The sequence below is a fragment of the Asanoa siamensis genome (assembly GCF_016862555.1).
In the GTDB taxonomy this organism is placed as follows: Bacteria; Actinomycetota; Actinomycetes; order Mycobacteriales; family Micromonosporaceae; genus Asanoa; species Asanoa siamensis.
This window is the reverse complement of sequence record NZ_BONE01000012.1, coordinates 107,703-129,589: the sequence shown is the minus strand read 5'-3', so window position 1 is coordinate 129,589 and position 21,887 is coordinate 107,703. Positions and strand designations below refer to the sequence as shown.

At 70.8% G+C, this 21,887-nt stretch carries 15 protein-coding genes; 8 read left to right on the top strand and 7 right to left on the bottom strand.

Going from position 1 to position 21,887, the window contains the following annotated elements; translation table 11 throughout:
* Positions 1-92: 92 nt before the first annotated feature.
* Positions 93-2,486, bottom strand: coding sequence for a family 20 glycosylhydrolase (locus Asi02nite_RS42280; protein ID WP_275410304.1), 2,394 nt, complete (start codon positions 2,484-2,486; stop codon positions 93-95).
* Between the two features lie 160 nt (positions 2,487-2,646).
* Here Asi02nite_RS42280 and Asi02nite_RS10575 point away from each other — a divergent pair, with 160 nt between their 5' ends.
* The 4 genes from Asi02nite_RS10575 (at position 2,647) to Asi02nite_RS10560 (ending at position 7,545) form a co-directional block, all read left to right on the top strand.
* Positions 2,647-3,057 carry an RNA polymerase sigma factor gene (locus Asi02nite_RS10575; protein WP_203712134.1) on the top strand — a complete coding sequence of 137 codons (411 nt, stop codon included), beginning with the start codon at positions 2,647-2,649 and terminating at the stop codon, positions 3,055-3,057.
* Positions 3,050-3,706: a hypothetical protein gene (locus Asi02nite_RS10570; protein ID WP_203712133.1), complete on the top strand. Its 657-nt coding sequence runs from the start codon at positions 3,050-3,052 to the stop codon at positions 3,704-3,706. The genes Asi02nite_RS10575 and Asi02nite_RS10570 overlap by 8 nt, the downstream gene beginning before the upstream one ends.
* Positions 3,707-3,739: 33 nt before the next feature.
* The gene (locus tag Asi02nite_RS10565; protein ID WP_203712132.1) at positions 3,740-4,690 is read left to right on the top strand and encodes a quinone oxidoreductase family protein; all 951 of its coding nucleotides are present in this window, start codon (positions 3,740-3,742) and stop codon (positions 4,688-4,690) included.
* Positions 4,691-4,956: 266 nt separating this feature from the next.
* A complete protein-coding gene (locus Asi02nite_RS10560) occupies positions 4,957-7,545 on the top strand; it encodes a M14 family metallopeptidase (RefSeq protein ID WP_203712130.1) in 2,589 nt (862 codons plus the stop codon).
* A 367-nt stretch (positions 7,546-7,912) separates the two neighbouring features.
* Here Asi02nite_RS10560 and Asi02nite_RS10555 read toward each other — a convergent pair whose 3' ends face one another.
* Positions 7,913-8,233 (bottom strand): hypothetical protein, encoded by a 321-nt coding sequence (locus Asi02nite_RS10555; RefSeq protein ID WP_203712129.1) that lies wholly within the window; start codon positions 8,231-8,233, stop codon positions 7,913-7,915.
* A 147-nt stretch (positions 8,234-8,380) separates the two neighbouring features.
* On the opposite strand from Asi02nite_RS10555, the gene Asi02nite_RS10550 reads away from it, so the two are divergent.
* Together Asi02nite_RS10550 and Asi02nite_RS10545 are read left to right on the top strand one after the other, a co-directional pair.
* The gene (locus tag Asi02nite_RS10550; protein WP_203712128.1) at positions 8,381-9,241 is read left to right on the top strand and encodes an SDR family oxidoreductase; all 861 of its coding nucleotides are present in this window, start codon (positions 8,381-8,383) and stop codon (positions 9,239-9,241) included.
* A gap of 264 nt (positions 9,242-9,505) precedes the next feature.
* On the top strand, positions 9,506-10,708 hold the full coding sequence (locus Asi02nite_RS10545; protein ID WP_203712127.1) for a hypothetical protein: 1,203 nt from the start codon (positions 9,506-9,508) through the stop codon (positions 10,706-10,708).
* On the opposite strand, the gene Asi02nite_RS10540 is transcribed toward Asi02nite_RS10545, so the two are convergent.
* On the bottom strand, positions 10,705-11,718 hold the full coding sequence (locus tag Asi02nite_RS10540) for a methyltransferase (protein ID WP_203712126.1): 1,014 nt from the start codon (positions 11,716-11,718) through the stop codon (positions 10,705-10,707). The genes Asi02nite_RS10545 and Asi02nite_RS10540 overlap by 4 nt on opposite strands.
* Positions 11,719-11,835: 117 nt before the next feature.
* On the opposite strand from Asi02nite_RS10540, the gene Asi02nite_RS10535 reads away from it, so the two are divergent.
* On the top strand, positions 11,836-14,400 hold the full coding sequence (locus tag Asi02nite_RS10535; protein ID WP_203712125.1) for a glycoside hydrolase family 9 protein: 2,565 nt from the start codon (positions 11,836-11,838) through the stop codon (positions 14,398-14,400).
* A gap of 61 nt (positions 14,401-14,461) precedes the next feature.
* Here Asi02nite_RS10535 and Asi02nite_RS10530 read toward each other — a convergent pair whose 3' ends face one another.
* From Asi02nite_RS10530 to Asi02nite_RS10515, 4 genes are all read right to left on the bottom strand, one after another.
* Positions 14,462-15,667, bottom strand: coding sequence for a vanadium-dependent haloperoxidase (locus Asi02nite_RS10530; protein WP_239126623.1), 1,206 nt, complete (start codon positions 15,665-15,667; stop codon positions 14,462-14,464).
* 248 nt (positions 15,668-15,915) lie between these two features.
* Positions 15,916-18,288 (bottom strand): M14 family metallopeptidase, encoded by a 2,373-nt coding sequence (locus Asi02nite_RS10525; RefSeq protein WP_239126622.1) that lies wholly within the window; start codon positions 18,286-18,288, stop codon positions 15,916-15,918.
* A gap of 283 nt (positions 18,289-18,571) precedes the next feature.
* Positions 18,572-20,074, bottom strand: coding sequence for a flotillin family protein (locus Asi02nite_RS10520; protein ID WP_203712120.1), 1,503 nt, complete (start codon positions 20,072-20,074; stop codon positions 18,572-18,574).
* A gap of 13 nt (positions 20,075-20,087) precedes the next feature.
* Positions 20,088-20,585 (bottom strand): NfeD C-terminal domain-containing protein, encoded by a 498-nt coding sequence (locus tag Asi02nite_RS10515; protein ID WP_203712154.1) that lies wholly within the window; start codon positions 20,583-20,585, stop codon positions 20,088-20,090.
* 205 nt (positions 20,586-20,790) lie between these two features.
* On the opposite strand from Asi02nite_RS10515, the gene Asi02nite_RS10510 reads away from it, so the two are divergent.
* Positions 20,791-21,870 (top strand): RICIN domain-containing protein, encoded by a 1,080-nt coding sequence (locus tag Asi02nite_RS10510; protein WP_203712118.1) that lies wholly within the window; start codon positions 20,791-20,793, stop codon positions 21,868-21,870.
* Positions 21,871-21,887 lie beyond the last annotated feature (17 nt).

The following is a 21,887-nucleotide window of genomic DNA, read 5'->3' as shown; positions in this document are numbered from 1 at the left end:
CTCGGCCAGGCGGACCTGAGCCACCGCTTCGGCCTGTGCCGTTCGCCTCATAGGCCGACAAACCGGTCAGGGCGGTGCGATCGTCCGCCGCGCTAGGAGGCGTACGCCTCGAACTCGTAGACGCGGGCCGCGCGGTCCGTGGTGCTGGTCGCGGTGATCACGTCGAGCCGCAGGTGACGCGCCGTGACCGGGGCGAAGGTGCTGGTGGTGACGTTGGCCGTGTTGCCGCGCACCTGGGCCACCGTCGTCCACGTCGTGCCGTCGACGCTCGCCCGGATGTCGAAGTCGCGGGTGTTGAGGCTCGCGCTCTCGCCGCCCGCCCCCGCGTGCCGGACGACCACCCGGCCGACGCTCTGGCTCGACTGGAGGTCGACCCGCCACCACCGCGTCGTGCCGGCCGAGCACCACTTGTCGGCGTTGCCGCCGTTGGTCGTACCGTTGACCGCCTTCTCCGGTCCCTCGTTCGCCGCGCACTGGCTGTCGGCGGTGGCGTGCCTGCGCAGGGCGAGGTTCGTCGGTGCCGTGCCGCCGGTCAGCGCGAAGCTGTCGACGTCGAACAGCCCGCCGCCCGCGCCGGTGAAGACGAGGAACAGCGCGCCCGAGCCGGCGGTCAGGCTCGTCGTCACGTCGGCGTACGAGCCGTAGCCGCCGGTGTTGGGCACGGCGACCGAGCCGAGCAGCGGGCCGGTGGCCGAGCCGGACCGGATCTGCAGCGTGCCGCCCGTGCCCCCGGACGACACGCGAGCGGTGAAGCCCGTGCGGCCCGCCACGTCGACGCCCGAGAAGCCGATCCAGTCGCCGTTGTCGATGTAGCCGACGCGGTTGCCGCCGTGGGCCGCCGGGTCGGCGACGATCTGCACGCCCGACTGCGACGTGAACGACTCCGCCTCGACGCGGCCGCCGACCGGCGGCGTGCTGGCCCAGGGCACCTGCGGCGAACGGTAGAAGCTGATGCCCTGCGCGGTCCACCGTGGACCCTGCGCGCCCAGCCGCACCCGGAAGTCGTCCCAGGTGCGGGCCGACTGCGGCGACCAGGCGATCTCGGCGAGCGCGGGCAGCCGTGGGAACGCCATGAACTCGATGTCGGACAGGCGCGTCAGGGTCTCGCTCCACATCGGAGCCTCGACGCCGAGGATCGCGCTCGCCGGCACGCCCGGCAGCAGGGTCGCGGGATCCCAGTCGTACGCGGTGCGCACCTCGATGAGGCCGGCCCAGCTCAACCCGAGCGGCGTCTCGGGGGTGTACTTCATGTCGAGGTACGCCTTGTTGGCCGGCGACATCACGACCTTGGCGCCCTTGCTCACCGCGGCGGTCAGGTCGGCGTCGGAGGTGGTCGTGCCCCAGAACTGCGCGACCTTGCCCGGCGTGTGGTCGGCCTGGCCGATCTGGTGCCAGCCCATCACGGTCTTGCCGAGCGCGCCGGCGAACGGCTGCACGCGGTTCATGAACGTGCGGTAGTCGGCCGCCGAGGTGCTGTGCGCCTCGTCGCCGCCGAGGTGCAGGTAGGGCCCGGGGGTGAGGGCCGCGAGCTCGGTGAGGACCTGGCGCACGAAGGTGTACGTGACCTCCTTGCCGACGCAGAGCGAGCTGAAGCCGACCTCGGTGCCCGTGTAGAGCGGCGGCGCGACGTTGTCGCAGTTGAGCTCCGCGTACGAGGCCTGGGCGGCGTTGGTGTGCCCGGGCATGTCGATCTCGGGCACGATCGTGATGTGCCGGGCGGCGGCGTACGCGACGATGTCGGTGTACTGCGCCTTCGTGTAGTAGCCGCCCGGCCCGCCGCCGACCTGCGTGCTGCCGCCGTAGGTCGCGAGCCGGGGCCAGGCGTCGATGACGATCCGCCAGCCCTGGTCGTCCGACAGGTGCAGGTGCAAGGTGTTGATCTTGTATTGGCTGATCTCGTCGAGGTAGCGCTTCACGACGTCCACGCCGAAGAAGTGCCGCGAGACGTCGAGCATCGCGCCGCGGTAGCCGTACCGTGGCCGGTCGACGATCCGACCACCGGCGACCTCCCACGGTCCGGCCTGGACGGTGCGGGCCTCGACGGCGGCCGGGAGGAGCTGGCGCAGCGTCTGCACGCCGTAGAACAGGCCCGCCGGGGTCTGCGCCCGGACGGTGATCGCCGATGCGGTCACGTCGAGCTGGTAGCCCTCGGCGCCGACGCTCGGGTCGGCGCCGGAGAGCAGCAGCGCGATGCCGTCGGTCGGGGTGCCGGTGGTGGTGCTGACGGGCAGCGCGTAGCCGGTCGACGGCCGCAGGATGCCGGCCAGGTAGGTGCCGACCGCCTGGGCCTGCGCCGCCGGCGCGGTGCGGATCGCGGCGCCCGGCGCCAGCGTGTGGGTGACACCGGCCGCGGGCTGCACGGACGCGGGTGCGGGGACCACGGACCGGAGGCTCACGGCCGCTCCGGCCGGTGCGGGCGCGACCGCGACGAGCCCGGCGGCGACGATGACGGAGGCGGCGGCGAGGGTGGCGGCGCGACGGGGCATGACGTCCTCCAGCGAAACAGTAAAGTTTCCTGCGAGTTCGACGGCAGGCTATGTCTCACCGGCTGTGGTGTCAAGAATGCGCTCCGTCCGACGTCCTGTCTGGACAAGATAGCGGCCTCCTGACTCTCTCTACCAAGGGCGCCGATCGGAGGGAGCGCGGATGATCAGGGACCGGCGGGGCACCGCGCCACCGGGCGTCGGGCCGGCGCCGCGGGACTTCACCGAGTTCTACCGCGCCAAGAACTACGTGCGGCGGCACGCGCTGGTCAGCGCGCGGTTCGAGACCGTCGCCGACACGCCGGACAGCGGTGCCGACGACCCGGAGATCGACCGGGTCACCGACACGCTGGGCCTGGAACGTGCCGTGCGCCGGCTCATCGACAGCCAACCGGTGCGCCGCCGCCAGGTGGCCCTGCTCTATTTCCTGCACGACGACAGCCACGCGGACATCGCGCGCTATCTCGACATCGCCGAGTCGACGGTACGCAGCCACGTGGCCGAGGCGCGCCGGCTGCTGCAGCCGTACGTGCGGCACTACCAGCGGATGACGGAGGTGGACGGCGATGAGTGACCCGACCCGCGACCTGGTGCGCCGCGCGTACCGGGCGGACGACGATCCCGACCTCACCGCGGGGCTGCTCGACGTGCTGCGCCGGGCCGACGTCGCCCCCGTCGCGGCGCCCCGCGACCGTCCGCTCGACGGGCGGCGGCGCGCGTTGTCGGTCGCCGCGGTGTTCGTGACCGCGATCCTGGTCATCTTCGGCGCGGTCACGCTCGCCGACCGGGGTGGTGACGGCGGTGCGGTGCCCGGCACCATCGGGTCCGACCCGCCGTTGACGTTCCCGATGCCGATGCCGTCGGAGTGCGCCGCCTCGTGGACGGCGACGCTGCGGGAGGGCGCGTTCGACGTCACGGCCCGGCACGGCGGGTGCCCGCCGCTGGCGGTCGACCGGCTCTACCTGCTCGACGCCGACGGTGGCAACGGCCTGATCACGCCGGGCATGGCGACCGTTTTCCCCATCCAGCCGGTCGGCCTGGCCGGCGGGACGGTGTCGGCGCCGTTCACCTTCACCGCCGAGGGCTGGCCGGGGCCGGCGCCGGGCCACGACTACACGATCTGGTACGTGGGGGAGGGCGGCCGCACGGCGCGCCCCGGCGACGACGCGATGGTGATCTTCGACCACGCGTACACCGTGTCGTTCACGGTGATCGTGGGCTGAAGGGTCGCCCGTTCTGGGATACGGTGCGGAACCATGCGAGCCGTCGTGTGCGAGCGTTTCGGTGGGCCCGAGGTCCTGCGCCTGCGCTCCGTGCCCTCACCCGTCGCCGGTGCCGGGCAGGTGCTCGTCGACGTGCGCGCGGCCGGGGTCAACTTCGCCGACACCAGCCGCGTCGCGGGGACGTACGGGCCGACGCCGTCGTTGCCGTTCGTGCCGGGCACGGAGGTGGTCGGCCTGCTCGCCGACGGCCGCCGGGTGCTGGCGACGACCTTCGGCGGTGGCGGCTTCGCGGAGAAGGCGGTCGTCGCCGCGGACGACGCGGTGCCGGTGCCGGCCGGGGTGGGTGACACGGAGGCGCTCGCGCTGCTCGTCCAGGGCCTGACCGCCTGGCACGTGCTGCGCAGCAGCGCGCGGATCCGCCCCGGCGAGTCGGTGGTCGTCAACGCGGCCGCGGGCGGTGTGGGCTCGCTGGCGGTGCAGTTGGCCCGGCACTTCCGCGCGGGCCGGGTGATCGCGACGGCGTCGACGGAGGAGAAGCGCGCGCTGGCGGTCAGCCTCGGCGCGGACGTCGCGATCGACGGCGAGGCGACGGACTACACGAAACGGGTCGTCGAGGCCAACGGCGGCGTTCCGGTCGACGTCGTCCTGGACTCGATCGGCGGCCGGGTGTTCACGGCGGGCCTGGAGGCGCTGGCGCCGTTCGGGCGGCTGGTCACGTTCGGCAACGCGTCCCGGGAGGGGGTGCCGCCGGTCGACCCGGACCTCCTGTCGGACCGCAACGCGAGCGTGACGGGCTTCTGGTTGCGGCCGGCGTTGACCGTCCCGGGCACGTACGCGGAACCGTTGGGGGAGATGTTCGCGCTGGTCGCGGCGGGCGCCCTGAAGCCGCTGGTCTCGGCGTCGTATCCGCTGGAGGACGCGTCACGCGCGTTCACGGACCTCCTGGCCCGCCGCACCACGGGCAAGATCACCCTCCGCCCGTAACGGACCTCTTGCCGCGCGACCGTAAACACCGCGGACGGGTCGTAGGCGACTCGGTAGCCGTACCCCGGTGATGCCCTTGCACATGGCTCATGGCTCGTGGCGGCGGCTTCCAGCGACCCGACCAACCCATCGATATCCTCAAGTTTTCCTCAACGTCGATGTCTGTATGGTCAATGTGGTCGCTCCACGTCCTTAGATCGAAGGAATCCTGTGGAGCGGCCGCCCTACCGGACCCCGTTGTTCAACGACAGAGCAGAGGGTTTCTGGTGAATCGAAGAAGATCAAGGACCCTGCCCGCCGCCATCGCTCTCGCGTTGCTGGCCGTCCCCGCGTTGGCGTCGGCGTCGGCCTCGGCGACCGGTACGTCGCGGATCCCCAAGCCGGAGTCGACGCTCGGGTTCGTGCCGTGCACCGACTACAAGCTGGCCACGTACGAGCAGATCGCCGAGTACTACCGCAAGCTCGACGCCGCCAGTGACCGCATGAAGCTGATGGAGATCGGCAGGACCTCCGAGGGGCGCCCGCAGCTCATGGCGGTCGTCTCGTCCGAGAAGAACCTCCAGGAGAAGAACCTCAGGCGGTACAAGGACATCTCCGTACGCCTGTCGCAGGGTGACAAGCTCCCCGACTCGGTCGCCCGTAACCTCGCCAAGGAGGGCAAGACCATCGCCTGGGTCGACTTCGGGATCCACTCGACCGAGGTGGCCGGGCACCAGACCGCGCCGCAGTTCGCGTACGACCTCGTCACCAGCGAGACGCCGGAAGCGCGCGAGGTTCGGGACAACGTCGTCACGCTGCTGGTGCCGAACGTCAACCCGGACGGCGGCACGAAGGTCGCCGACTGGTACAGGAAGAATCTCGGGGGGCCGTACCAGGACGCCGGCTTCCCCGAGCTCTACCAGAAGTACGCGGGGCACGACAACAACCGCGACTGGTACATGTTCAACCTGCGGGAGACCCAGAACGTCGGCCGGCAGCTCTTCCACGAGTGGCTGCCGCAGATGATGCACAACGTCCACCAGACGGCGGTCTTCCCGGCCCGCATCAGCATCCCGCCGTACGAGGACCCGCTGAACCCCAACATCAACCCGCAGGTCGTACGCGGTGTGAACCTGATCGGTGACGCGATGGGCCAGCGGCTCGACCGCGAGGGCAAGGTCGGCGCGCTGGCCCGCCAGTCGTACGACATCTGGTGGAACGGTGGCGCGCGGACGGCGCCGTACTACCACAACCAGATCGGCATCCTGACCGAGACGGCGCACGCCTCGGCGACCCCGCGGGTGTACGACCCGAAGGACTTCCCGGCCACGTTCGCCGACGGCACGTCGACGAGCCAGCCGTCGGTGTTCTACCCGAGCCCGTGGAAGGGCGGTGAGTGGCACCTGTCGCAGAGCTGCGCCTACATCGTCTCGGCGTCGTGGGCGATGCTCCGGCAGGCCAGCGACGACCGCGAGGGCTGGCTGTACGGCGCGTACCAGATGGCCCGCGACGGGGCTCGCAACGGTGGCAGCACCACCTACGTGATCCCCGCCGACCAGGCCGACTTCCCGACCGCGACCAAGCTCGTCGACAAGCTGCGGTGGAACAACATCCAGGTGGAGCGGGCGCTGTCCTCGTTCACTGTGGACGGTCGCACGTACCCGGCCGGCAGTTATGTTGTCCGGGAGGCCCAGCCCTACCGGGCGGCCGTGCTCGACCTGCTCAACCCGCAGGTGTACCCGGATCGGCGGCTCTACCCGGGCGGGCCGCTCGAACCGCCGTACGACATCACGGGTTACACGCTGTCGTTCCAGATGGGTGTCACGGTCGACAAGCTCGACCAGGCCGTGCGGGTCAACACCGCGTCGGTCGACTGGCCGAAGGCGCCGGCGGGGACGGTCACGGGTGCGCCGAGGCACTCGTACGCCCTGGACCCGCGCGTCAACGACAGCTCCACCGCCGTCAACTCGCTGCTCGCCGCGGGTGAGCAGGTCTGGCGCAGCGGCGGCGAGGTCACCACCCGGACGGGCAAGCTGCCGGCCGGCACGTTCCTCGTCAAGGCCGACCGCGGCACCGGCGACCGGGTGACCGGGCTCGCCCGGCAACTCGGCCTGTCGATCGCGGCGGTCGACGCCGCGCCGACCGGTCTGTCGGAGCTCAAGGCGCCCCGGATCGGTCTGTACGACGGGTTCAACAACTACGACGAGGGCTGGACCCGCTACGTGCTCGAGCAGTTCAAGTTCGGCTTCCAGAGGCTGGACAACGCGGGCGTACGCGCGGGCGACCTGAAGTCCAGGTTCGACACGATCGTGCTGCCGGACGCGACGTACAACTCGATGCGCAACGGCCGGGCGGCGGGTTCGCTGCCGGCCGAGTACACGGGCGGCATGACCGACGCGGGCGTGGCCAACCTGAAGACGTTCGTGGAGGCCGGCGGCACGGTCGTCACGCTGAACCGGGCGGCGCAGCTGCCGATCCAGGCGTTCGGCGTGCCGGTCAAGGACGTGTCGGCGGGTGTCGAGGAGACGACGTACAACATCCCCGGCTCGGTCCTGAACCTCGGCACCGACGCGAACGACCCGGTCGCCTCGGGCTTCGCCCCGACGACGGCGGCGTTCGTCTCGGACAGTCCGGTGTTCCAGGTCAACGAGGGCGCGCAGGGCGTCAGCGTGGCCGCGACCTGGCCGACGACGAACATCCTGAAGAGCGGGTTCCTGCTGGGCGAGGACCTCATCGGCGGGAAGCCGGCGGTGGTGACCTCCAAGCTGGGCCAGGGCGAGGTGGTGATGATCGGCTTCAAGCCGCAGCACCGCGCCCAGTCACACGGGACGTACAGGTTCCTGTTCAACGCGATGTACCTGGGCGGTCAGGGCTGACGCCCCCGTGGGGTCCGGGGCACCGGCCTCGGACCCCACGGTCGCCCGGACCTCGCGACAGGACGTCCGGGGGGTGGCGAGCGGCGGCTAGCATTTCCGTCGTGGCTCGGCGTTCTCGTTCCATCGCGGTGTGCGGTGCCGCGGCGGTTGCCGGTTCGATCGCTGCACAGATCGCCGCTGACGGCGAGACCGGAATGGCTGTGCAGACGATCCTGGTCGTTGCCGCGTGCGGGCTTGGCGGCCTCGCGTACTGGATCGCCGATCCTCCCGACCCTTTCAAAAAGCGTCGAACTGCTGATGTGTCCCGAGATCAACGGCTCCGCGTACGTGCCCGGGACGGTCAACGCCGGCCGCAACCAGAGGCCCGTCACGCTCGCGTTGCGGTCCGACAGGATGGCGCCGTGAACACCCGGCCGCCGATCGAGTCTAGGACGATGTCGACCGGCACGCCGTCGTTGGCCTCGACGACCCGTTTCGTGTAGTCCGTCGCCTCGCCGTCGAGCCCATGGGTAGGCGGTAGGTCCGCCTCCGCGATCGCGGTGCGCACGCGGGTCAAGAGCCTTCGGGCCAGCGCGTCGGCCGAGCCGTCGCGGAGCCGGCCGGCCGGCTCGGTCAGGACCGCCGGAACCGCGGTGCCGGCCTCGGCCAGGCGGGGGTAGCGCGATCTGAAGTCCCTCGGCCCGGACATGGCGTCAAGGACAGCGCGGCCGCCTCGAAGGCGTCGCGCAGGTCACCGTGGTGATGGATAGGAGGGCGCTTGACGGGTTCGGTCGCGCGAGTAAGGTTAATGACACTTACCTGGTAAGAGCTATTAACCTCAGGGAATCGGACAATCATGAAGAACTGGTTCATCACCGGAGCCGGATCGGGATTCGGGTACGAGTTGACCACCCTGCTGCTGGACCGTGGTGACCGCGTGGCCGCCACCGCGCGGCGCCCGGAGGCGCTGGCCGGGCTGGCCGACCGGCATGGCGACCGGCTCTGGGCCGCCACGCTCGACGTGGCCGACACCCCGGCGCTGCGCCGCGTCGTCGTCGACGCCTTCACCGCCCTCGGCCGCGTCGACGTGGTGGTCTCCAACGCAGGCTTCGGCCTGCTCGGCGCCGCCGAGGAAGTCTCCGACGAGCTGCTCGCCCGCCAACTCGACGTCAATCTGGTCAGCGCGATCCAACTCGCCCGGGCCGTCGTACCGCCGCTCCGCGCCCAGGGCGGCGGCCGGATCATCCAGATGTCCAGCTCGGGCGGGCAGGTGCCGGACCCCGGGATGAGCCTGTACAACGCCACCAAGTTCGGCGTCGAGGGCTTCTACGAGTCCCTCGCCCTGGAGGTGGCGCCGTTCGGCATCGAGGTCACCCTCGTGGAGCCCGGCGGCAGTCGTACGAACTTCAACCGGAACCTGGCGCTGGCCGAGCCCCTCGACGCCTACCGCGACACGATCGTCGGTCAGGTAAGGGGCATGCTCGGCGCCGACGTCGAACCCGAGGTCCTGCGGCGGCTCATCACGGGCGACCCCGCGAAGGCGGCCCGGGCGGTCGCCGAGTCCGTCGACGTGTCCCCGGCGCCGAAGCGGATCGTCCTCGGCGCCAACACGTACGAGCAGATCGCCGCGACGCTGGAGGAACGCCTCGCCGCGCTGCGGGCGCAGCGCGACCTCGCCTACAGCACCGATGCCGACGACATCGTCGCGGCCCGCTGACCCGCCCGGCCCTGACGACCGAAGTGGCGACGAGCCGCGTTTCGCCGCGCCGACCGCGGGTAGGCGGCCGTAGACGCGAGGAGCGCCGGCAACCGCCGGGGCGACCCCTCATCGGCGTCTTCGCGCGCGCCGCCGGCACGTGACCGCCTCACCGAACGGGCGGCGTCGATGCGGGGTTCCGGAGGGGACGACGTGAGCCAGGGTACGAGCGGTAACGGAAACGGTTCAACGGGCGGCAAGTTGTTCGCGGGCCTGCGGGAGTTCGTGGGCGCGCTCGCCGACCAAGCTGCGTCCATCGTGAATGCGCGGATGGATGAACTCACGGACAGACTCACCGAGTACGGCGACGGCGGTTCCCGCGATGGCAGGAAGTCCGTCAATGAGGGCGGCGCCGAAGGCCACGGTTCGGAAGACGGCAGCCAGGCCAATGGTGAGAAGGCCAAGAACGAGCTGGCTCGGGACGACCGGACCGACGAGGACGAGTCGCCCGACGAGGAATCAGCCAAGGTGGCTACCAGGACCGCGACCGAGGTGGCGAAGGAGACGGCGGCTCGGGAGTCAGCCAGGACCGCGACCGAGGTGGCGAAGGAGACGGCGGCCCGGGAGTTGACCAGGACCGCGACCGAGGTGGCAAGGGATACGGCGGCGCGAGAGTCGGCGAGGACCGCGACCGAGGTGGCAAGGGAGACCGCGGCGCGAGAGTCGGCGAGGACCGCGACCGAGGTGGCGAAGGAGACGGCGGCGCGAGAGTCGGCGAAGACCGCGACCCAGGTGGCGAGGGAGACGGCGGCTCGAGAGGCAGCCAGGACCGCGACCGAGGTGGCGAAGGAGACGGCGGCCCGAGAGTCAGCCAGGACCGCGACCGAGGTGGCAAGGGAGACCGCGGCCCGGGAGTCAGAGAAGACCGCGACCCAGGTGGCGAAGAAGACCGCGGCCCGGGAGTCGACGAGGACCGCGACCCAGGTGGCGAAGGAGACCGCGACGGAGGTGGCGAAGGAGACCGCGGCCCGACAGTCGGCGAAGACCGCGACCCAGGTGGCGAAGAGGACCGCGACCGAGGTGGCGAAGGAGACCGCGGCCCGGGAGTCGACCAGGACCGCGACCCAGGTGGCGAAGAGGACCGCGGCCCGGGAGTCGACCAGGACAGCGACCCAGGTGGCGAAGAAAACCGCGGCCCGGGAGTCGACCAGGACCGCGACCCAGGTGGCTAAGAAGACCGCGGCCCGAGAGTCGACGAAGACCGCGACCAAGGCGGCGAAGAAGACCGCGCCTCGAAAGGCAGCGAAGACCGCGCCTCGAAAGTCGACCGGGACCGCGACCAAGGCGGCGAAGAAGACGGCGCCTCGAAAGTCGACGAAGACCGCGCCTCGAAAGTCGACCGGGACCGCGACCAAGGCGGCCAAGAAGACCGCGCCTCGAAAGGCGGCCAAGAAGACCGCGCCTCGAAAGGCGGCGAGAAGCGGTTAGCCGCTAAGTACTCCGGGTCGGGCGCACGCCGCCTCGAGGATCGAGACGTCTGATGTCGTCGCGACGGCACGCTCGAGCCGGAAACCGCAGGTCCGCAACAGCGACTCGTGTTCGCCGTAGGTGCGTTGCCTGCCCCCGGTGTGGATGAGCATCATGATGTCCATCGCTTTGGACCAGTCGGGCCCGGGGTCGTCGGGGATGACGCTCTCCACCAGCAACAGCCGCGCGTGCGGCGGCGCCGCCTTCCGTACGGCGGTCAGGATCGCCGTCGCCCGCTCGACGTCCCAGTCGTGGATCACGTCCATGAGCAGGTAGGTGTCGCAGACCGGCAGCGGGTCCCTGAAGAAGTCGCCGGCTCGCAGGGTGAGCCGGTCCGAGGCGATCGCCGCGGCCCGCTCGATCACCGGGGGCAGGTCGAAAAGGATGCCGCGCGTTCGCTCGGCCGTGTCCAGCACCGCCCGCAGGAGGTGTCCCTGGCCGCCGCCGATGTCGGCGATCGTTCCGCGGTCCGAGAAGTCGTACGCGGCCAGGACACCGGCAACCTGGATGCGCGCCTTCGAGACCATCGCGGCGTCGAAGACCCGGCCCGCCTCGGGATCACTCTGAAGGATGGCGAAGAACCCGTCCGGATTCAGCTTGTTCGTGGCCGGCAGTCCAGTCTGGAGTGAGTAGTCGAAGTAACCCAGTTGCCTCGCGGTGCGTTCGGTTCCGAATGTCGCCACGAAGTCACGCCAGGACCGGGGATGGTCGGAACGGAGCATGCGCGACGCGCCGGTGTGGGCGAAGCCGTCGTCGCCGGCCGCGAAGACGCCATGGGCGGCGAGGAGGCGAAGCACACGACCGAGGGCCTCGGGATCCACCCCGGTAATGTCGGCCAACTCATGGGCCGTCCGCGGCGTGTCGTCGAGCGCGTCGGGGACGCCGAACCTGGCCACGGACGCCAGACAGTGCGCGACGAACAGGCCCCCGAGCGCCGCGGTCAGTGTGTCGAACGGCCCACTGGCTGCCATCAAACGCCTCCGATCCGTTCCCGGCACGTCCCTTCACAAAGGATGACGTCCCCGTTACATTGTCGTCTATCCATGGGAGCGCTCCCGAGGCCCACCACCCCGACAGGAGTAGCCGTCATGCACCACGTCAGACGCTTCCGGCCGGCGCGGTCCGAGCCGTGGCCACGCCGTGTCCTCGCCGCCGCTGCGGCCCTGGTCACCGGGCTCACCCTCGGCGCCGTCGCCGCTCCCGCCTCCGCGGCCGTCGCCGCCGCGCCCGCCTTCAACTATGCCGAGGCGTTGCAGAAGTCCCTCCTCTTCTACGAGGCCCAGCAGTCCGGCCCCAAGCCTTCCTGGAACCGCGTCTCCTGGCGCGGGGACTCCGCGTTGACCGACGGCGCCGACGTCGGGCTCGACCTGACCGGCGGCTGGTTCGACGCCGGCGACCACGTCAAGTTCGGCTTCCCGATGGCGTTCAGCGCCACCATGCTCGCCTGGGGCGCGGTCGAGTACCGGGACGGCTACGTGGCCTCCGGGCAGCTCCCGCACCTGCTCAACAACTTGCGCTTCGTCAACGACTACTTCGTCAGGGCGCACCCGTCACCGAACGTCCTCTACGGACAGACCGGCAACGGCGACGCCGACCACAAGTGGTGGGGTCCGGCCGAGGTGCTGCCGATGGCGCGGCCCGCGTACAAAATCGATGCGAGCTGTGGGGGCGCGGACCTGGCCGGGGAGACCGCGGCGGCGATGGCCGCGTCGTCCATGGTCTTCCGACCTACCGACGCCGCGTACGCGGACAAGCTGCTCGGCCACGCGAGGCAGCTCTACACGTTCGCCGACACGGTGCGGAAGAGCTACCACGAGTGCATCACCGACGCGACCAACTTCTACCGGTCGTGGAGCGGCTACCAGGATGAGCTGGTCTGGGGTGCGATCTGGCTGTACCGGGCCACCGGCGACGCAAGCTACCTCGCCAAGGCCGAGAGCGGGTACGACCTGCTCGGCAACGAGAACCAGACCACCACCAAGTCCTACAAGTGGACGATCGCCTGGGACAACAAGCAGTACGGCGCGTACGTGCTGCTGGCCCGCCTGACCGGCAAGCAGAGGTACCTGGACGACGCCAACCGGTGGCTCGACTACTGGACCGTCGGCGTGAACGGGCAACGGGTGCCGTACTCGCCGGGCGGCATGGCGGTGCTCGACTCGTGGGGCGCGCTGCGCTACGCGGCGAACACCAGCTTCGTCGCCCTGCTGCACGGCGACCAGCTCACCGACGCCACTCGCAAGGCCCGGTACCAGGACTTCGCGCTGCGGCAGATCAACTACGCGCTCGGGGACAACCCGCGCAACTCCAGCTACGTCATCGGGTTCGGCGCCAACTCGCCGAAGAACCCGCACCACCGCACCGCGCACGGCTCCTGGTGGGACAGCCAGACCGTGCCCGAGGAGACCCGGCACGTGCTCTACGGCGCGCTGGTGGGTGGGCCCTCGTCGGCCAACGACGCGTACAGCGACACCCGGTCGGACTACGTGATGAACGAGGTCGCCACCGACTACAACGCCGGCTTCAGCTCCGCGCTCGCCGCGCTGGTGACCAAGCACGGCGGCACCCCGCTCGCGAACTTCCCGGTCGCCGAGACCCCGGACCGCGACGAGTTGACCGTGGAGACCACGGTGATGCAGGCCGAGCCGCGGGGCACCGGGCTCAAGGCCATCGTCTACAACCGCTCCGCGTACCCGGCCCGCGCCCTGACCGACGCGAAGCTCCGCTACTACTTCCGCGCCGAGGGCGCGACGAGCGTCGTGGTCACCCCCGGCTACACCCAGGGCTGCCCGTCGCCGTCCACGGCCCGCCAGGTCGCAGGCGATGTCTGGTACGTCGAGGTCGACTGCACCGGGCACACCATCGCCCCGGCCGGGCAGTCGCAGCACCGGATGGAGGTGCAGTTCAAGGTCGGCGTGCCGGAGGGTGGCACCTGGGACCCGACCAACGACCCGTCGTACAGCACCGTCGCCGGACCCAACCGCAACGTGCCGCTCTACGCCGGTGGTCGGCGGGTCTGGGGCGTCGAGCCCAGCGCGCCCACCCCGGACACCACCGCGCCGACGGCACCGGGCCGGCCGACCGCGTCGGCGGTCACCGCGACCGGCGCGACCCTGAGCTGGGCGGCGTCGACCGACAACGTCGGCGTCACCGGCTACCGGGTCTACCGGGAGAACAGCCTGCTCGTCGGCTCGCCGACCGGCACCACGCTCGCGGTGACCGGGCTGACCGCGGCCACCGCGTACACCTTCCATGTCGTGGCCGTCGACGCGGCCGGCAACACCTCCCCGGCGTCCGCGTCGGTCACGGTGACCACGTCGGCGCCGCCCGCCGCCGGTGCCTGCAGGGTGGCGTACGCGACGAACGACTGGGGCAGCGGGTTCACCGCGAACATCACGATCACCAACACCGGGACGACCGCGATCAACGGCTGGAGCCTCGGCTTCACGTTCCCGCACACCGGGCAGAGGGTCGGCCAGGGCTGGTCGGCGACGTTCACCCAGACCGGCGCGGCGGTCACCGCGACGAGCCTGTCCTACAACGGCGCGCTGGCACCGGGGGCGTCGACCGGCATCGGCTTCAACGGCACGCACACGGGCAGCAACCCGAGGCCGACGAGCTTCACCCTCAACGGCGTCGCCTGCACCGCCTGATTCGTGGTCGAAGCCTTGGACAGTTACCGTTCCGCGGCACGAGCGGTAACTGTCCAAGGGCTCACGGTCGGGGGCGGAAGTGGTGCCGCACCGCGTATCGGAAGACGTCCTCACCCAGCTTCGCTCCGTCGACGTCCGCGGTGCGGAAGTGGACGCCGCCCCAGACGCGGGCGCCGATGAGCTCGGTGAGTGCCTGCGAGAAGCTGGTGAACCGCCGGGTCGTACCCGAGTCGGCGCTGTGGCCGCTGAACGTGACGTCGTCGCGGCCGAAGAAGTAGCGGTACAGCGACATCCGCGCGCCGGTGCCGCAGGCGTGGCCGGAGGGGTACTCGGGGAAGGGCGGCGTGACGAGAAGCGACGTCCAGCCCGGGTCCGCCGTGGTGCGGGGGTTGCCATCCGTGTCGGCCAGCGGGATCGCCGTGACCGGGCGCCAGTAGCTCCAGACGTCCTTCTGGCTGAAACAGGCCACACCCGAGTCGGCCACGACGAGGTCGGTCATCGCGAAGAACCGGGCGGTCTGCAGGACGTCCAGCCGCTGGCTCGTTGCGAGCTGGCGCTTGATCTCCCAGTTCACGGATCGGCGGTCGTGCCACCAGAGCGCGGCCTCGGTCTGGTCCTGGGTGCGTACGGTGCTCGTAGCCGAGCCGACCTGCTTGACCTCGTTCAGGTCGCGGGCGTACGCGGCGCTGGTGAGCGCCGGCGGCCCGGGTGTGCGGAACGCCGAGGCGCGGTGGAGGAGGAACGGCCGCATGTGCCCGGTCCACGCGCCCTGGGACAGGAACAGCGGCGGTGTCGGCCGCCACTGACCGGCCTGCGTGCCGGTGGCCCACTGCTGGTCCCCGAACGCGCCGTCGTCCTGCCGGGCGGCGAGCATCGCGGCCGCGGCCCGGCTGCCGACCCGGATGCCGCCCTGCTTCGACCGCCCGTCGGGTATGGCGGCGAGCGCGGCGTCGTACTGTGCCGCCAGGCGCGACTGTTGGGCGGGGAAGAGGCTGGCGAGCACCCCGTGCGCGGCGGTGGCCACGGCCGCGTCCACCGACTCGGTCCCGCCGGCCGCCGGCGCGACGAGGTACGGCTCGTACGGAGTCCCGGCGATCGCGTTCACCGCGTCGTAGACGGCGCCGTTCACCATCGCGAAGCTGCGCACCTGCTCGTTCGGCTGCTGGGCGGCGATGTCCCAGATCGCCGTCTGCGCGTTCAGGTCCCAGGTGACAACGGGATTGGCGGGGTCGGCGCCGGAGGCCGCGGCCGGCGCTGGACCGACCATCGTGGACGCGAGCGGTGACCCGAGCGCGACGGCTACGGGAAGAGTGCGGGACCAGATCGTACGGCGTGGCGACGGCCGAGCTGTCATCGTCTCCCTTTCGGTCTGTCGCCGGTGGTGGCCTCGGCGGGCTCCCTTCGACGCTGCCCGAGTGAGGCATCGACGACTATCGACGATAACATCGACGCGCTCCCGCGCTGGTGCTCGGAGAGAGCGGCCGCGGCACCCGATGGGTGCCGCGGCCACCAGGACTAACCGATGGGCAGGACGGCCTGGCCCTTGTTGAAGTTCTTGCCTCTGCCGTCCGGAACGTAGCTCTTCTCCACGTTGCCGGCGGCGTCCACCGAGAACCAGTTGATCCTGGTCCCGACGGGCAGGTTCAGGATCTCGCCGCCCTCGCGGACACCCGCGGAACCGTACAACGTGGATGCGTAGGTCGGCGCTCCATTGTCCAATGTGTAGAAGACCGCGGCCGGCTCGGTCACGTCGAACCGGACGTTGACCATGCCCTCGGTCGCGCTCGGGGTCACCGACAGGGAGCTCTCCGGACGCTGGTGATCGGTGGAGTAGTCACGGGCGACCCGCAGCAGCTCGACCAGGCCGTTGGAGAACTCCATCGTCTCCTCGTGCGCCGACGCCCACGTGGGCTGGAACGACGTGCCCACCTCGAAGTTCCAGGCGTAGATGCCGTACTTGTACCAGAGCATGTCGCCCGAGTTGCCCGCCGCCGAGTAGAGCACGTCGGAGATCGGGCCGGTGCGGGCCGGCGTCACCGCCATGTTGCGGTGGCGCTTGATCGCCGTGAGGATCCGGGACGAGGCACCCCAGAAGAACGACTCCTCGGCCAGCGTCGGCCGCGGCGCCGAGATCCGGCCCGGGGTGGCGTACGCGCCCGGCGACCACATGAAGTAGTTGCCGGACGAGTGCAGGTTCATCGAGAACTTGATGTTCGGGCGGGACGCCAGCCAGTCGATGTTCTTGTTCTCCGGTTCAGAAAGCTCGCTAGGCCCGGCGAACGTGTCGCTCGTGCAGCTCGCGGACGCGCCCGAGTAGCCGTCGAAGAGGCTGTACTCGGTGTAGTTGCGGTTGTTGTCCACGCCCCAGGAGTTGCGGGCGAGGGCATCCGCGGACCCGGTCAGCGGGCAGTGGTTGGTCATGTTCCGCCGCTGCGAGTTGAAGTCGTAGAACGAGTAGTGACCGCCGTCCGGGTTGACCGACGGGGCGATCCAGATGTCCAGGTTGTTCAGCAGTTGCTTGGTCCTGCCGTCGTGCGCGTAGTTGCGCAGCAGCCGCTCCGCGGTCTCGATGGTGACCAGCGGCGGCACCCACTCCCGGGCGTGCTCCTGGGCGTAGGCCAGCACACCGGTCTTCGAGCCGTCCCGGGTCTTGCCGATCCGGATCGCGTAGACCGGCTGCGGATCACGGGAGACGCTGGCCGGCGCCCGCAGCCCGTCTGTCAGCGGCGTCCGGGCGGCGGTCGCCACCACACCGGCACCGGTGTTGCCCCGATAGGTGTACGCCACGATCAGGGAGCCGGCGCCGGCGTTCAGGGCCGCGACGACCTGCGCGGCGGTGCTGGTCACGGCGCCGCCGGCGTCGGTCGCCAGGCTCACCCTGATGTCGTTGCCGGTCACGCTGACGGACAGCGGCTGGTCGGCGGCGCCCGGGTCGGCCAGCTCGACGGAGATGTCGTTGCCGCCCTCGTGACCCCAGGCACGCGAGTCGACGGCGACCCGGCCGGCGTTCGCGGTGCCGAGCACGGCCTGCGCCTTGCGGCGGTAGCCGTTGGTCTTGTTCGGCAGCTCGACGATCTCGGCAAGCTGCGGGAACTCGGCGGCGAGCGCCTTGATCCGGTTGTAGAGCTCGGTCGGGGTCAGGTAGCTGGTGACGAAGTCCTTCTGGTATCCCGGACCCTCCGGCGACTCCGCCGGGACCGGCAACCACTCCTTGACCTGGACGTTGGCCACGTCCCCGGTCGGGCTGGTGATCTGGATCCGGTCCGGGCGGGTGGCGATCGTCGAGGCGCCCCGGTGGTAGAGGTAGACCCCGGCGTCCACGAACCGCGAGATGCTCTGCGAGCCGCCGGAGCCCATCGCCGTGCCAGGCCCGCTGTCCCGCTGCACGGTCAGCGCGCTGGTCGACGTCTGGCCCTGGGCCCACTTCGCCTCGACCGACAGGACCTGGTTGGTCCCCGACGTGTAGTAGTCGGCCCGAATGATCTTGATGTCCTTGGTGGTCGGGTCGTCGACCAGGTCTGCCGTGAATGCCTTGTTGTCGGCGACGTGTGCGGCGATCGTCGCCTCGCGCTCGCCCACCCGGTCCGCGGAGTCCGCCGGGTCGAACAGGACGTTTCCGACCGCGTAGCCGCCGGCCTCGAGGCCCGAGACCTCGTTGGGTGTGACGACGGCATGCAGCACGATGCCGTTCTCGGTCTGTTCGACGTGGTGGTCGAGGTCGACGCCGGTGGCGACGAGGCGGTCCATCTCCGCGGTGCCGGAGACCCGCACCTCGACGACGCTCGCCTCCTCGCCGGGAAGACGCTCGAGGACGACGGGAGCTGGGGGTTCGTCGGCCGGTGAACCCGCGCCGGGCGCGGCGGTCGCCGGACCCACGACGAGAAGCACGGCGGAGACGGCGGCGAGGGTGGCAACGGGTAGCCGCCGTCTCCACCGCCGATCGAGGGTGTGTGGCATCGGGGTGTGCCCTTTCTGTCCGAGTGAAGGCTTACGTTCGGGACACACGGCAATGCATCGACGCCGATTCGCTGCTGCCGGTCGGCCCATCCTGAACGAATGACCCGATCAGACGCGCCAACCGGCAATCGATTGGCAACATGCGAACCTATCCGCGTTTCGATGTGACGTTTCTGGCCCGCACGACGCTGTCAATCGATGGCACCCGCAGCCCTCACTTCTTCTTCGGCTCGACCGCCTTCGCCTCGCCGTTCTCGACGACGTTGCCCAGGCGGGCCAGCAGGCTGGGGAGGTCGACACCCGTCAGGTCCGTGCCGAGTTGGAGGCCCTGCGCCACGTTGCCGGCCACCGAGCGGGCGAGCGACGACGCCCCGTCCGTCGAGATGACCGTCATCTTGTCTATCGCGCTCATCGGGCGGCTGGCCGCCTCCACCACGTCGGGCAGCACCCGGACCAGCAGGTCCAGGACCGCCGCCTCGCCGTAGGTGGCGAAGGCGTCCGCCTTGCGGGACATCGCCTCCGCCTCCGCGTTGCCCTTGGCCAGGATGGCCGCCGCCTCCGCCGTGCCCTCGCGCTCGACCGCGTCCGCGATCGCCGTGCGGCGGCGCTGTTCCGCCTCGCCCTGCTTCGCGCCCTCGATCGCGTTGGCCTCCGCCAGCGCCGCGCGGCGCGCCCGCTCGCCCTCACCCGTCAGCTTGGCCTGCTCGGCCGACGCCTGCGCGGCCGCGATGGTCGCCTGCCGGTCGGCGTCGGCCTTCAGGACGACCGCGTTGCGGGACGCCTCGGCCTCCTGCTCGACCTTGTAGCGCGCCGCGTCGGCCGGCTTGCGTACCTCGGTGTCGAGTTGCCGTTGCTTGAGCTCCGCGTTGCGCTCGGCGACCTTCTGCTGCTCGGCCAGGATCGCCTGGTCGCGCTCGGCCTGGGCGAGCGGGCCGGCCGCCGCCGAGCGGGCCTTGGCGGCGTCGATCTCGGACTGCATCTCGGCCTTCTTGACCGCCAGGTTCCGCTCGGCGACCGCGATCGCCTCCTCGGCCAGCAGCCGCTCCTGCTCGGCGGCCTGCCGCGCCCGGGCCTCCGCGATGGACGCCTCCTTGAGCACCCGCGCGGCCTCGGGCCGGCCGAGGTCCTGCAGGTAGGAGCCCTCGGTGACGATGTCCTGGAGCTGGAACGTGTCGAGCACGAGACCCTGGTTGGTCATCGAGTGCTCGGCCTCCTCGGCGACCGCCGACGCGAACGCGGCCCGGTCCCGGATGATCTCCTCCACGGTGAGCCGGCCGACGATCGCCCGCAGCGAGCCGGCCAGCACCTCGCGGGTGAACTCGTCGATCTCGGCCTGCTGGCGCAGGAACCGCTGTGCCGCGGCGCGTACGGAGTCCTCGGTGCCGCCGACCTTGACGATCGCGACGCCGTGCAGCTTGGCCCGGATGCCCTGCTTCGTCACCGCCCCGGTGATCTCGACGTGGATCCGCCGGCTCGACAGGTCGACCGACTGGATCTTCTGGACGACGGGCACGACGAACACCGAGGCGCCCATCACGACCTTCTGGCCCGACAGGTCGGTGCGCCGGGTGCCGTCGGACGCCTCGATGGCCCGCCCCTTGCGGCCGGTGACCACGAAGGCCTCGTTCGGGCCCGCCACCTTGATCCGCGAGAGCACGAACATGACCAGCAGCAGGACGAGCAGCGCGGCGCCGCCGAGAGCGATGAGAAGCAGCATGGTGGACCGTCCTTCACATGACGGGGTGGACCGGCTCGACGACGACGCTCGTCTCGCTGGAAGCCTCGATGACGAAGATCTCCGCGCCCGCCGGCAGCGGCCGGTCGGACTTCGCGTACAACTTGACCGGCTGGCCGTGCAGCCGGACCCGGACCTCGCCGTAGCCCGCGGTGCCGATCGGCGTGACGACCACGCCGATGGTGCCGACCAGGTCGGCCCGCGTGGGGGTGACGTCGGTGTGCATGTCGCGCGCCGCCCGGGACAGCCGGACCGCGAGATAGGCGGTCGGCAGCGCGGCGAGCACGCCCACGCCCGCGGCGGCGACGACGGCGCCCGCGCCCGACGCGCCGACGGCCTCGCTGGTGATGGCGCCGGCGAACCCGAACGCGCCGACGAACCCCGCTACCGCCTCGACGGAGAAGAACTCGGGCAGATCGACGTGTACGAAGTGGAGGAACCCGTCGCTGATCAGCGAGACGGCGAGCAGCAGTGCACCGGCACCGCCGATCATCAGGAACACCTCGGTGGCCGTGCGCACCGGGCACCACCTCCCCGCTCACCGCAGCGTAGTCCGTCGATGCCACAGCGTCGCCGGACCGTTCGGCGCAGCCGGCACCGCGTTCGGCGCCGCGTACCCGCCCGTCCGGCGTTCGATAGGTGATCCTCGATGTGCGGCCGCTCACCGTCCCGGGCGGCACCGAGGAGAGGAACGTGCCATGTGGAGGAGACTGGGTCTCGCGCTGACCGTCGCGGTCGCGCTCGTCGCGGTGCCGGCCGCGCCCGCGTCCGCGGAGTCCAACGGCGGCGTGCGGGTGATGCCGCTCGGTGACTCGATCACCGACGGGTTCAACGTGCCCGGCGGCTACCGGATCAACCTGTGGCAGCGGCTGGTCGGCGGTGGCTACACCGTCGACTTCGTCGGCTCCGGCTTCAACGGACCGGCGAGCCTCGGCGACCACGACCACGAGGGCCACTCCGGCTGGCGGATCGACCAGATCGACGCCAACGTGGTCGGCTGGTTGCGTGCCTACAACCCGCGCACGGTCCTGCTGCACATCGGCACCAATGACATGAACCAGAACTACGACGTCGCCAACGCGCCCGCGCGGCTCTCGGCGCTGATCGACAGGATCAGAGCGACGGCGCCCGAGGTCGAGTTGTTCGTCGCGCAGATCACGCCCGAGACCGATCCGACGCTGGAGCAGCGGGTACGCGCGTACAACGCCGCCATTCCCGGGATCGTCGCCGGCAAGGGCGCGAAGACGCACCTCGTCGACATGCACACGCCGCTGACGACGGCCGACCTGGCCGACGGCGTCCACCCGAACCAGGCGGGCTACGACAAGATGGCCGCGACCTGGTACGCCGCGCTGCGGTCGGTGCCGGCGAGCCTGCAGGCGCCGGCGGCCACGCCGGTCTCACTGGTCAATCCACAGTCGACCCGGTGCATGGACGTCTCCGGCGCGAGCACCGCCGCGGGTGCCCAGGTGCACATCTGGGACTGCCACAACGGCGCCAACCAGAAGTGGACCCGCACGGCGGCGGGGGAGGTCCGCGTCTACGGCAACCGTTGCCTGGACGTCAACGGCAGTGGCACGGCCAACGGCACGAAGATCCAGATCTGGGACTGCAACGGTACGGGCGCCCAGCGGTTCACGTTCCGGGCCGACGGCTCGATCCTCGTGCCCGCCTCGGGCAAGTGCCTGGACGTGACCGCGAGCGGCACCGCCAACGGCACGAAGGTCCAGCTCTACACCTGCAACGGTACGGGCGCCCAACGCTGGACGGCCGTCTGACTCCGCACGGCTGGTCG